Origin of the sequence: Flavobacterium chilense, assembly GCF_001602525.1 — a bacterium.
Lineage (GTDB): Bacteria > Bacteroidota > Bacteroidia > Flavobacteriales > Flavobacteriaceae > Flavobacterium > Flavobacterium chilense.
On record NZ_LSYT01000009.1, the window covers coordinates 1 to 13,220 of the forward strand.

The 13,220-nt window shown below is 33.3% G+C and carries 10 protein-coding genes and 1 rRNA gene; 7 read left to right on the forward strand and 4 right to left on the reverse strand.

Annotation, left to right across the window (positions count from 1 at the left end; genetic code table 11):
- Positions 1 to 56: 56 nt before the first annotated feature.
- Positions 57 to 166 (forward strand): 5S ribosomal RNA (gene rrf, locus A4F88_RS19210).
- Positions 167 to 501: 335 nt separating this feature from the next.
- A complete protein-coding gene (pafA, locus tag A4F88_RS19215; RefSeq protein ID WP_068844395.1) occupies positions 502 to 2,118 on the forward strand; it encodes an alkaline phosphatase PafA in 1,617 nt (538 codons plus the stop codon).
- A gap of 136 nt (positions 2,119 to 2,254) precedes the next feature.
- Here the strand turns inward: pafA and ald are convergent, their stop codons facing one another.
- Positions 2,255 to 3,373 carry an alanine dehydrogenase gene (gene ald / locus A4F88_RS19220; RefSeq protein WP_068844396.1) on the reverse strand — a complete coding sequence of 373 codons (1,119 nt, stop codon included), beginning with the start codon at positions 3,371 to 3,373 and terminating at the stop codon, positions 2,255 to 2,257.
- Positions 3,374 to 3,573: 200 nt separating this feature from the next.
- Between ald and A4F88_RS19225 the strand changes: the two genes are divergently transcribed.
- A complete protein-coding gene (locus tag A4F88_RS19225) occupies positions 3,574 to 4,032 on the forward strand; it encodes an Lrp/AsnC family transcriptional regulator (protein WP_068844397.1) in 459 nt (152 codons plus the stop codon).
- 65 nt (positions 4,033 to 4,097) lie between these two features.
- Here A4F88_RS19225 and A4F88_RS19230 read toward each other — a convergent pair whose 3' ends face one another.
- Both A4F88_RS19230 and A4F88_RS19235 read right to left on the reverse strand, forming a co-directional pair.
- Positions 4,098 to 5,546, reverse strand: a complete 1,449-nt coding sequence (locus tag A4F88_RS19230; RefSeq protein ID WP_068844398.1) for a glyceraldehyde-3-phosphate dehydrogenase — start codon at positions 5,544 to 5,546, stop codon at positions 4,098 to 4,100.
- A 299-nt stretch (positions 5,547 to 5,845) separates the two neighbouring features.
- Positions 5,846 to 7,246: a trypsin-like peptidase domain-containing protein gene (locus A4F88_RS19235; RefSeq protein ID WP_068844399.1), complete on the reverse strand. Its 1,401-nt coding sequence runs from the start codon at positions 7,244 to 7,246 to the stop codon at positions 5,846 to 5,848.
- Between the two features lie 139 nt (positions 7,247 to 7,385).
- Here A4F88_RS19235 and dapF point away from each other — a divergent pair, with 139 nt between their 5' ends.
- From dapF to A4F88_RS19255, 4 genes are all read left to right on the forward strand, one after another.
- Complete coding sequence (gene dapF / locus A4F88_RS19240; RefSeq protein ID WP_068844400.1) at positions 7,386 to 8,168, forward strand: diaminopimelate epimerase; 783 nt, start codon at positions 7,386 to 7,388, stop codon at positions 8,166 to 8,168.
- A 23-nt stretch (positions 8,169 to 8,191) separates the two neighbouring features.
- The gene (locus A4F88_RS19245; RefSeq protein ID WP_068844401.1) at positions 8,192 to 8,725 is read left to right on the forward strand and encodes a GNAT family N-acetyltransferase; all 534 of its coding nucleotides are present in this window, start codon (positions 8,192 to 8,194) and stop codon (positions 8,723 to 8,725) included.
- A 10-nt stretch (positions 8,726 to 8,735) separates the two neighbouring features.
- Entirely contained in the window at positions 8,736 to 9,776 is a 1,041-nt protein-coding gene (gene mltG, locus A4F88_RS19250; RefSeq protein ID WP_068844402.1) for an endolytic transglycosylase MltG, read from the forward strand.
- Positions 9,777 to 10,345: 569 nt separating this feature from the next.
- Positions 10,346 to 10,993: a peptidoglycan-binding protein LysM gene (locus tag A4F88_RS19255; RefSeq protein WP_068844403.1), complete on the forward strand. Its 648-nt coding sequence runs from the start codon at positions 10,346 to 10,348 to the stop codon at positions 10,991 to 10,993.
- Positions 10,994 to 11,046: 53 nt separating this feature from the next.
- Here the strand turns inward: A4F88_RS19255 and scpA are convergent, their stop codons facing one another.
- Positions 11,047 to 13,188, reverse strand: coding sequence for a methylmalonyl-CoA mutase (scpA, locus tag A4F88_RS19260; protein ID WP_068844644.1), 2,142 nt, complete (start codon positions 13,186 to 13,188; stop codon positions 11,047 to 11,049).
- Positions 13,189 to 13,220: the final 32 nt, after the last annotated feature.

Here is a 13,220-nt window from a genome sequence, read left to right on the forward strand (position 1 = left end):
TGGTAAAGTCAAAAGACTTTTAAACTTTAAGACTTGTGACTTTAGACTAAAAACCTTAAGGTGGTTATTGCGGCGGGGCTCACCTCTTCCCATCCCGAACAGAGTAGTTAAGCCCGCCTGCGCAGATGGTACTGCAGTTATGTGGGAGAGTATGTCGTCGCCTTTCTTTTAAGAATCCTCATCATTTATTTGATGAGGATTTTTTTTGTTTTAAAATGATTTCATTAAAAAATCTACTCAAAAAAACTCAGGCTGTGTTAGGAATCCAGGAAATATCCTTTTTACGACTACTTAAATCTCCAGGGAAACCTATTCTAAAACTAATTTGCAAAAGATTTAGTAAAGAGTATAACACAGAAGGAAACTCTAAAAATAAATTCCTGTGTAATTTTCTGTAACAATTTCTGTTAAATTATAATCATTTCTCGGTTTTAAATTATGGTGAGTTAGTCTATCTAAATGTGAATCTGTATTTTTGTATTAAATATTATAATTTTAAGTATGAAAAAAAGTATTGTATTGTTGACATTGTTTGTTATCTCAAATTTAAGTGCTCAGCAGCGCCCTAAGTTGGTAGTAGGTATTGTGGTAGATCAGATGAAAATGGAATATTTATATCGGTTTTCAGATGATTTTTCGCCTAACGGATTCAAGAGATTAATGAATAATGGATATACTTTTCAGAATATGCATTATAATTATATGCCAACTTATACAGCTCCAGGGCATGCTTCGATTTACACGGGTACTACACCTGCAACACACGGAATTGTTGGGAATGAATGGTTTAGCAGAACACTTGGAAAAGAAATGTATTGCACTGATGATGCCGGCGTGAAAACAGTTGGAGATGGTACAGCAGAAGAAGGAGCAATGTCGCCTAAAAATTTACAAAGCACTACTATTACTGATGAAGTAAGAATGGCTACTAATTTTGCCGGAAAAGTTATAGGTTTAAGTCTTAAAGATCGTGGTGCAATTTTGCCAGCAGGTCATTTCGCAAATTGGGCTTTTTGGTATAGCAAAACCGGGGCTTTTATTTCTAGTACTTTTTATGGAGATAAATTACCGGAATGGGTTACTCAGTTTAATAATGAGAAACATTATATGCCATACATTAATAAAGGTTGGGACTTGTATAAACCAGTTTCTACATATAATGAAAGTTTACCGGATAATAATCCATATGAGGGCAAACTATACGGAAGCGCTGCACCTGTTTTCCCTTACGATTTAAAGAAGATGTATGAGAAAAATGACGCAGGAATTCTAAGAGCTACTCCTTATGGGAATGATTTATTAGCTGAATTTGCAATGAAAGCTATTGAGAAAGAAGAACTAGGAAAAGATAATATTACAGATTTCCTAACAGTTAGTTTCTCTTCTACAGATTATGTGGGGCATTTATTAGGACCTCGTTCAATGGAACTTCAGGATACTTATTTAAGATTAGATCAAACTATTGCTGACTTTTTAAATTATTTGGATAAAACTGTTGGGAAAGATAATTATCTACTTTTTTTAACTGCGGATCATGCTGGAGCAGAAAATGTAATTTATTTGAAAGATAGAAAATATAATGTTGATAATTATCCATCAAAAGATGTTAAGAAAAGTTTACAGGATTTCTCTACAAAGACGTTTGGTGTTGATTTAATCCAGAATTATTCAAACTTTAATGTTTTCTTCAATAAACAAATTATAAAAGATAAGAGCTTAGATTTAGTAAAAGTGAAACAAGCTTTCAAAGACTTTTTAATTTCTCAGCCACAAGTTAAAAAAGTATATACTGAGGAGGAAATTTTGGCTAATTCCGGAAATGATTATTATTTAAATTTTGTAGCCAAAGGTTATGATGTAACTCAGAATGGTGATTTAGTAATTATAGACAAACCTGGTGATATAGAATATTCTACTACAGGTACATCACACGGTACGCCTTATAGTTATGATACTCATGTACCCGCTATTTTTTACGGATGGCATATTAAAAAAGGAGAGTCTTATGATAAAAAAGCGATCACTGAAATTGCTCCAACAATAGCACAAAAGATTAAAGTTACTTTCCCTAATGGAACTGAAGCAAAAGTTCTGCAAGAAGTTTTAGACGAAAAGTAATTCATCAAAATAGAATAAATAGAAAAGCCTGTCATAATTTTTATGACAGGCTTTTTGTTATAGTAAAAAAAAAGACTTTTCAATTAAGAAAAGCCTTTTGATAGTGTTTTAGTAAGCACTTATTTTAATGTTAACACTATGCGTTTGCTAACACTAATTCTTCATTGAAAGGAAGATTCCAAGCTTCAGCAACTCCTTTGTAAAGGATTTTTCCGTTAGCAATGTTTAATCCTTTTTTCAATTCTTCATTTTCATTACAAGCTTTTTCCCATCCTTTGTTAGCTAATTGTACAGCATATGGTAAAGTAGCATTAGTCAAAGCTAAAGTTGATGTATAAGGAACTGCACCTGGCATATTTGCTACACAATAGTGTACGATATCATCAATGATAAAAGTTGGGTTTTCGTGAGTTGTAGGAGTACAAGTTTCAATACATCCACCTTGGTCAACTGCAACGTCAACAACAACAGTTCCCGGACGCATTAATTTAAGCATATCACGTGTAATTAAGTGAGGTGCTTTTGCTCCTGGAATTAAAACTGCTCCAACAATTAAATCAGCATCTTTAATTGCTCTTGTAATATTATAATGATTAGACATTTCTGTATTTACATTTGCTGGCATGATATCATCTAATTGACGTAAACGTGGCAAGCTTAAATCCATAATAGTTACCTGAGCTCCTAAACCAGCAGCCATTTTTGCAGCCTGAGTTCCTACGATTCCTCCACCTAATACTAATACTTTAGCTGGCGGAACACCTGGAACACCACCTAAAAGAATTCCTCTTCCTTTTAATGGTTTTTCAAGATATTTTGCTCCTTGTTGGATAGCCATACGACCTGCAACTTCTGACATTGGAACTAATAAAGGTAAACTACGGTCTGTTTTTTCAACTGTTTCATAAGCTAAACATACAGCACCTTTTTCAAGCATTGCGTGAGTTAATGGCTCTGATGAAGCAAAGTGGAAATAAGTAAATAACAATTGATCTTTTTTGATTAATGGATATTCAGATGCAATTGGTTCTTTTACTTTAATGATCATTTCTGCAATTGCATAAACTTCTTCAATAGTTGGTAAAACTACAGCACCAGCTTGTGCATATTCTTCATCTGCGAAACCACTTCCTAAACCGGCAGTAGCTTGTACGTATACTGTATGACCATGTTTTTTCATTTCAGAAACACCTGCAGGAGTTAATGCCACACGGTTTTCATTGTTTTTTATTTCCTTTGGAACACCTATTATCATTTTGTTGTTGTTTTTTTGTTTTTATTAAATTGTTATACAAAACTACAGATAGCGAATATATTATGGATTAAGCGCTGATAAATAAGAAAATATTATTTTATTTAATACTTTTACAGAAAAATATTCTTTTTCAAGGCAATTAAGATTCTTAAAAGAGAAAAAATGACTAAGTTTTAGTAATCACAGAAAACGTTTTCGTTATGGCTTTAGATGAAATTGACAAAAAAATCTTACGACTTTTGCAGGAAAATGCGCACTATACATTAAAGGATATTGCAAATAAAATAAACCTCTCTTTAACGCCTGTTCATGATCGGGTGAAACGGCTTGAAAAGGAAGGTGTTATTGAGAAGTATGTATCGATTTTGAACAAGAAAAAACTGGGAAATAATTTAACGGTTTATTGTCAGGTTACCTTAACAAAACAGACTTATGATACGTCTGAAGGATTCAATCAGTCAATATTGAATTTGCCTGAAGTTGTAGAATGTAATTATGTTTCGGGTAATTTTGATTATATGCTTAAAATTATCATTCCGGACATGGAAAGTTATCATCATTTTCATCAGAAAAAATTATCGGTATTACCCGAAGTGTCTTTAATAAATACTGTTTTTGTAATTTCTGAAGTAAAGAGTACAACAGTTTTGCCTATTTAAAACAATAAAACCACCAGGAAATCCTGATGGTTTTAAAACATTGGTTAGTGTGTTTTGGTTTTATATTAATAATAAGTAAAACGTCTTACTTTAGCAATATATTTTGCGAGACGAATTACTTGATGACTATATCCGTATTCATTATCATACCAAATATAAAGTACAATATTTTTCCCGTCTTTAGATACAATGGTCGCATTACTATCATAGATCGAAGGGGCTGATGTGCCTACAATATCAGATGAAACCAGTTCATTGTTCAGGGAATATTTTATTTGCTCTACCAGTTCGCCTTCAAGAGCATATTTTTTCATGATTTTGTTGATAGCAGCCAGAGAAGTTACTTTTTTAACTTCTAAATTTAATACCACCAAAGATCCATTTGGTACAGGAACTCTAATAGCATTTGAAGTTAGTTTACCTTCTAATGATGGCAATGCTTTTGCAACAGCACTTCCGGCGCCTGTTTCAGTAATAACCATGTTTAAAGCAGCAGCTCTTCCACGACGGTACTTTCTATGCATATTGTCAACCAGATTTTGATCGTTTGTATAGGCATGAATTGTTTCTAAATGACCTTTTACAACGCCTAAAGTATCTTCGATAGCTTTTAAAACCGGTGTTATGGCATTTGTAGTACATGATGCAGCAGAAAAAATATCTACTTCATCGGGATTATATTCGTTATGATTTACCCCATGAACAATATTTGGGATTCCTTTTCCGGGTGCCGTGAGCAGAACTTTGCTTACACCTTTTGAGGTTAAATGTCTTTTTAAAGCTTCCTCGGTTGTAAAAGCGCCTGTATTATCTATTACCAATGAATCATTAATTCCGTATTGTGTATAGTCGATTTCTTCAGGAGCATTTGCTGCGATAACATGAACAGTTGTTCCGTTTATGATTAGTGCATTGTTTTTTGGATCGGCAATTACAGATCCTTGAAAATCTCCGTGAATTGAATCATATCGCAGTAAAGAAGCTCGTTTCTCTAAAGTAGATGCATCATTTTTGTCACGGGTTACAATTGCTCTTAAGCGTAATTGATTTCCTTTTCCAGTTTTAGACATTAATTCTCTCGCTAATAAACGTCCAATTCTTCCAAAACCATATAACACTACATCTTTTGGCTGAATTTCTTCTGAGGATTTTGCTTTTTTCAATTTGTCAATTACAAAATATCGTGCATCCGGATATTTCTCATCTTCCAGACGATATTCGTAAGTCAGTTTTCCAAGATCTATTTTAGCAGGCGGAAGATCGAGTGATAAAACAACTTTTGCGATTTCAACCGAATCAAAAATAGTGATTGGCTTGCCTACAAATTCACCGGCATATTGGTGTAAATTGATAATATCGCTGACATTTTTATCTAATAATTGGTTCTTAAATAAAACCATTTCGATAGACTTGTCATACCATAAATCGCTTATGACTTTAATTAATTCGACACCAGCTCTTCTTCGGTCGACTTGTAATGATACCTCTTTTTGGTACAAAGATTTTTTACTCATAATTGATTAAATTGAAAAAATAAATAAACAGATATTTTTAAATTTTGCGCAAAAGTACCCATTTCAATCGATTTCGTAAACTGTTTTATGATTTATTTTTGAAACTCGTACAAAAAAAACATTTTCATTATATGAAATAAAAAGAGCGTTCCTGAGAACAAAACTTAAACTCTTTTTTTGATAAGAAAATAAAAAAGCCACCTTATTTCTAAGATGGCTAATTTTTAAGTTTTCGGTTTTAATAAACAGTTTTCATTTATTTAAGACCGAAAAATTGTCATTATAAATTAGGGTTAGTTTTAGATAATAATTCTAAGAATTTCTCCATTTTTATTGATCATTTCAAGTCGTACACTTTGTCCTTCATCTTTTTTGTTTAAAAGCTTAGAAACAGTTTCAATATTAGTTGCTTTTACATTATCAATACTAAGGATTATGTTGCCTTGCAATTCACTTTGATATTGCATCAAATTCTCATTGTTGATATTTTTGATTTTTACTCCGTAATCAATTCTGAATTTCTTTTTATCAACAGCATCAATATTCTCTAATTCGATTCCTTTAAATTCAGTGCTGTAAAATTCATTTTTGCTTAAAGTTACTGGAACAGTTTTCGTTTTACCATCCTTAATATAGGTTACTTTAACAACATCATTTGGTCGTTTAGTATTAATGTAACCCGAAAGATCTGCATACGTTGCAATATTCTGGTCATCAAGTTTTACAATAATATCTCCTTTTCCAAGTCCGGCTTTTTCGGCTCCTGAGTTTTTAGAAACTTTACTAATATAAAATCCTTGCGTTTCAGTAACGCCTAATTCTTTTGAAGCAGTACTGTTTAATTCTCCACCTTCTACACCCAAAATTCCTCTTTGAACATTTCCAAATTCCATAATGTCCTCGATAATTTTTCGGGCAATATTAGAAGGAACAGCAAAAGAATATCCAACATAAGAACCGGTCATAGATGAAATCATGGTATTAATACCAATTAATTCTCCTCTTGTATTAACCAATGCACCACCACTATTTCCCGGATTTACGGCAGCATCAGTCTGAATAAAAGACTGAATTCCGTTTGTGTCCAGATTTCTGGCTTTCGCCGAAACAATTCCGGCAGTTACTGTTGATGTTAAATTATATGGGTTTCCAACTGCCAAAACCCACTCACCAATCTTAACAGAATCAGAATTGGCAAAAGCAGTATAAGGTAATTTTTCATCGGCATCGATTTTTAGTAAAGCGATATCCATTTTAGAATCAGTACCTATTAATTTTGCTTTATATGATTTTTTATTGTTTAATGTGATTTCAATCTCAGTAGCATCTTTAATTACGTGATTGTTGGTTACAATATATCCGTCTTCAGAAATTATAACTCCGGATCCCGTTCCAACCTGTTCCTGTTGCTGTTGGCCACCATAGCCATAGAAAAATTCCAGCATAGGATTAGTAACAGTTCGTCGCGAGACATTTTTTACGTGAACAACAGTGTGAATAGTTTTATCTGCAGCAGCTGTAAAATCGACTGTCTCAGCAGATAACGCTACATTTCTTCCAAATGAATTTGGGGCAAGGGTAACAACAGAATTTTCTCTACCAAAAAAAGAATGGTTGCTTTCGAATAATAACTTGTAAGCACCAAGGGTAGTAGCGCCACTTAGTAGTGAAACTAAAAATAAGGTTGAAAGTCTTTTCATGATTATAATTTATGTTTAAGTTATTTAATGTAAAAATAATTCAAAAAATTAACGAATAAAATGGTTTAACGCTCTTTAACATTGATTAACATTTCATTAATTATTTGTTCGTACTTTTGTAGTAATTAACGAAGAAAAAATGCAAATAGAATTTTATAAATATCAGGGAACCGGAAATGATTTTGTAATGATTGATAACCGTTTAGGTTTCTTTCCAAAGGACAATGTTAAATTAATTGAACGCTTATGTGACAGACGATTTGGCATTGGAGCTGATGGACTTATTTTGTTAGAAAATGATACCGAAACTGATTTTAGAATGGTGTATTATAATTCAGATGGAAATCAGAGTTCAATGTGTGGAAATGGCGGACGTTGTCTGGTCGCTTTTGCTAATCAGTTAGGAGTAATTGAAAACAAAACGACTTTTATAGCAACAGATGGTTTACATCATGCTTCAGTTGGAGATGATGCTATCGTTTCATTACAAATGATTGATGTTGATGAAGTTCAAAAAAAGGATTCCTATACATTTTTAAATACGGGTTCGCCACATCATGTTCAGATTGTTGATGATCTGGAACACTATAAAGTAAAAGAAAATGGAGCTGCCATTCGTTACGGAGCATTATATGGAGAAAAAGGAAGTAATGTCAATTTTGTAAAAAAAGTAGATGACAGTACTTTTTCATTACGTACCTACGAAAGAGGTGTAGAAGATGAAACCCTGGCGTGCGGAACCGGAGCAACAGCTGTAGCAATTGCAATGAATGCTATTGGACAAACAGATAAAACCTCAATTAACTTAAACGTTGAAGGAGGAAAATTAGTCGTTTCTTTTGATAAATCAGGAGATCATTTTACAAATGTTTTTTTGACCGGACCAGCCAAATTTGTTTTTAAAGGAACAATAGAAATCTAAAATCAGCAATCTAAAATTTCAAAATGATAACACTCAAAGGGGATACGATTTATCTTCGTGCTTTAGAACCTAATGATTTAGAGTTTGTATATGCCATGGAGAATGATGAGAATATTTGGGAGGTTAGTAATACACAAACACCTTATAGTAGATTTTTGATTCGGCAATATCTCGAAAACGCACAACAGGATATTTATGAAGCAAAACAATTGCGATTAGCAATTTGCCAGGATGAAGATTTTCCGGCTATCGGATTAATTGATTTATTTGAATTTGATCCCAAAAACAACAGGGCAGGAGTTGGTATTGTAATTCAAAAAGACGAGATGCGAGGGCAAAATATTGGCTCTGAGGCATTAGAATTACTTATAAACTATTCTTTTTTAAATTTAAATCTTCATCAGCTTTATGCAAATATTAGTACAAATAATGAAGCAAGTATAGCTCTTTTTACTAAATTTGGTTTTGAGAAAATAGGAATTAAAAAAGATTGGATTTTACTTCGTAACCACTATTATGATGAAGCTATTTTTCAATTAATCAATAAAAACATTTAAACTTATAATTTTGAAATTAAAAAAAATCATTACAATAACTGCTGTTGCCGTAATCTCTGTTTTAATGATCTACGGATTTATTTTAATTAATAAAATATTCAGTGCCAATACCAAATTCGAAGAAAAAGAATTGTACGTATATGTTCCAACAGGCGCTAATTATACTGATGTCAAAAAAATATTAGAACCTTACATCAAGAATTTTGACAATTTTGAAATGGTGGCAAGCAAAAGAAATTATCCTGAAAATGTAAAATCAGGTCGTTTTTTGCTTAAAAAAGACATGAATAATATCGATTTGGTTCGTGCTATGCGCTCAAATGTTCCCGTAAAATTGGCTTTTAATAATCAGGAACGTTTAGAGAATTTTGCAGGAAGAGTAGGTTCAGAAATAGAAGCGGATAGTTTATCATTAATGAAAGCATTCAAAGATCCTGCTTTTCTGGAAGCAAATGGTTTTAATGAAGAGAATGTGTTTGCCATGTTTATTCCAAATACCTATGAAATTTATTGGAATACTTCTGCAGAGAAGTTTCGCGATAAAATGATCAAGGAATATCATAATTTCTGGACACCTGAAAGAATTGAAAAAGCCAAAAAACAAGGTTTAACTCCGGTTCAGGCTACTATTTTAGCATCTATTGTTCATAAAGAGTCAGTAAAAAAGGACGAGCGTCCGCGTATTGCCGGAGTATATTTAAATCGTCTGCGTTTAGAAATGCCATTACAGGCAGATCCAACCGTTATTTATGCCTTAAAATTAAGAGACAATAATTTTGATCAGGTTATAAAAAGAGTATTCTATAACGATTTGGTAATGAAATCTCCATATAATACATATGTGAATATTGGACTTCCTCCGGGACCAATCGCGATGCCGGATATTACTGCACTTGAGGCAGTTTTAAATCCGGAGAAAAACGATTACATTTATTTTTGTGCCAGTGTTGACCGTTTCGGATACCATGAATTTGCTTCGACTTTAGCAGAACATAATGTAAACGCAAAAAAATATTCAGACTGGATTGCCAGCCAGGGCGTAACAAGATAACTTTTCTATTCTAAAAGCAGAATAAAAAACTAAAAACCGCAGCAAAATTAGCTGCGGTTTTTTTATTTTCCCGATCGTTTAATTTAATGCCATAATTTGTAAAAATGATTAGAAGAGAAACAACTATTAAATTCTAAAATGAATTGTATTTTTTAAAGTCTTAAAATTGATTTTTTTTTTTAAAATTTTTAAGAATACGTTTTTTGAAAATGAACATGAAATGAAATCTAATTTTAGTTTTTTCTTCTAAAAATTATCTGAATCTTTTAAAATTGAAATTTAAAATCGTGTATAAAATTAAAAATATGTGTAGGTTTTATCTTCTTATTTTAACATATTTGATAAAAAAATGATAAAAGTGACTTTTTTTTTGTTTGTTTTTTTAGACTTTTAAAGCAAAATAGAGACTGAGGTTAAGCGCTGGAATACTGCATGAGTAAAGGGCTAAAGCAGGATTTTGAAATTCTTACAAACTTGTAAAGTGTTGATTTATAGCATTGTTTTGTATTTGTTATCTTTGCACCGTAGAAATTTCAAAAAGGTGACAGCGTTTTGAAGAAAAACAATTTATGATAAAGAAGTGGTATTTTTATGCGAGTTTGATCGTTATTATTACATTTTTAAGTTTGGGTTTTAAACCCTTTAATCTGGAAACCAAACCTTGGTTTTTAATAGAAAAAACAGATGGATCCGAATACTTATTTCCATCGCAAAAAGAGGATGATTATCCTGAATTAAAAAAAGTAAATGTCATATTTACAGAAAAGCGCCTTATAAGCTTCAAAGAAGCGGTTGCTTTTAAAGAGTCTCAAGGAAAATACCGATTGGTAAATTCACTTGGTTATATGGGAAAATATCAATTTGGCCCTCAAGCCTTACGATCGGTTGGTATTCATAATGACAAAGCCTTTTTAAAAGATCCTGCCTTACAAGAAAAAGCATTTGTTGCTTTATTATCCAAAAATAAATGGATTTTACGCAATGAAATCGAAAGGTATGAAGGAAAAATTATCAATGGTGTTCAAATTACCGAATCGGGTATTTTAGCTGCTGCACATCTTGGAGGAGCTGGTTCAGTCAAAAACTTTTTCAAAAACAATGGAAGTAGACATTTTAGAGATGCCTATGGAACTTCATTAAAAAGTTACATGAGAGATTTTGGTGGTTATGATTTATCACATATTGAAGCAGATAATAATGCTACAATAGAAGATTAAAGAGTGACAAAGCATAAAAAAATCCCGATTTATTCGGGATTTTTTTATGCTTTTTAATCAATGAGGATTTCTAAAATTTTGATAGCCGCTTCGCTGATTTTGGTTCCGGGACCAAATACGGCTACTGCTCCGGCATCAAATAGAAACTGATAATCCTGAGCCGGAATTACACCGCCAACAATTACCATAATATCTTCTCGTCCGTGTTTTTTTAGTTCTTCAATAACTTGTGGAACTAATGTTTTATGACCTGCAGCCAATGATGAAACACCTAGTATATGTACATCATTCTCTACCGCTTGTTTTGCTGCTTCGGCAGGAGTTTGGAAAAGTGGACCAATGTCAACATCAAAGCCAACATCAGCATAACCTGTTGCTACTACTTTTGCGCCACGATCATGTCCGTCTTGTCCCATTTTGGCAATCATAATCCTCGGACGTCTTCCTTCCTGTTTAGCAAAAACATCTGCCAGTTGTTTTGCTTTCTCAAAATACTCGTCATTTTTTATTGCTGCACTATACACACCGCTAAAGGATTTAATTTGTGCTTTGAATCTGCCAAAGATACTTTCAAGAGCATCACTTATCTCGCCTAAAGTAGCCCTGTTTCGGGCAGCCTCAACGGCAATTTCTAATAAGTTTCCCTGACCGGTTTTAGCACAAAGAATTAATTTTTCGAGTGATTGATTTACTTTATCAGTATCTCTGTTTGCTTTTATAGATTGAAGTCTTTCAATTTGTTGCTTACGGACCATTTGGTTATCCACATCCAAAATATGCAACGGATCTTCTTTTTCTAACCTAAATTGATTTACACCCACAATAATATCCTGACCACTATCAATTCGGGCTTGTTTTCGGGCTGCAGCTTCCTCAATTCTTAGTTTAGGGATTCCTGCTTCGATAGCTTTTGTCATTCCGCCTAATTCTTCCACCTCTTCAATTAGTTTCCAGGTGTTTTCCAGAATTTCATTGGTCAGACTCTCAACATAATAACTACCAGCCCATGGATCTACTGTTTTTGTGATTTTAGTTTCTTCCTGTAAAAATATCTGTGTGTTACGGGCAATTCTAGCCGAAAAATCAGTTGGTAAAGCAATAGCTTCATCAAGTGCATTGGTGTGTAAAGACTGAGTTCCGCCAAAAGCAGCTGCAGTGGCTTCAATACACGTTCTGGCTACATTGTTAAAAGGATCTTGCTCTGTTAAACTCCAACCACTAGTCTGGCAATGCGTTCTTAATGCTAAAGATTTATCACTTTTTGGATTAAACTGCTGAATTAGTTTTGCCCAAATCATTCGACCGGCTCTCATTTTGGCAATTTCCATGAAATGGTTCATTCCAATGGCCCAAAAGAAAGAAAGGCGAGGAGCAAATTCATCAATTGTCATTCCGGTTGATAATCCGGTTCTGATATATTCTAAACCATCTGCTAATGTGTAAGCCAATTCAATATCTGCGGTTGCTCCCGCTTCCTGCATATGATATCCTGAAATAGAAATAGAATTGAATTTGGGCATTTTTTTGCTCGTAAATTCAAATATATCTGCAATGATTTTCATCGAAGGTGTTGGTGGATAAATATAGGTATTACGCACCATAAACTCTTTTAAAATGTCATTTTGAATGGTTCCTGATAATTTTCCTAAAGCTACTCCTTGTTCTTCGGCAGCAACTATATAAAATGCCATAATAGGTAAAACAGCTCCATTCATAGTCATGGATACTGACATTTCATCCAACGGGATCTGATTAAACAATACTTTCATGTCTTCGACAGAATCGATCGCAACTCCGGCTTTTCCAACATCGCCAACCACTCTTTCGTGATCAGAATCATAACCACGATGTGTAGGCAAGTCAAAAGCAATAGAAAGTCCTTTTTGTCCGGCAGCTAAATTTCTTCTGTAAAAAGCATTACTTTCTTCGGCAGTTGAGAATCCGGCATATTGACGAATGGTCCACGGACGTCTTACGTACATTGTAGCGTATGGTCCGCGAAGATTTGGTGCAAATCCTGCTCCAAAATCCAGAAACTCTAAATCCTCTATGTCTTTTTCAGAATAGTTTTTTTTAAGCTCAATCCCTTCAGCTGTAGTGAAGTTTTGAGTTGTAGAATTTGAGTGATGAGTTTGTTTGCCTGACTCATGACTTTTAACTTCTAAATTTATATGTTTTAGGTCTTTTCTTATCATAGAAGTACTCATTTGAGTAGATTATATTTAAT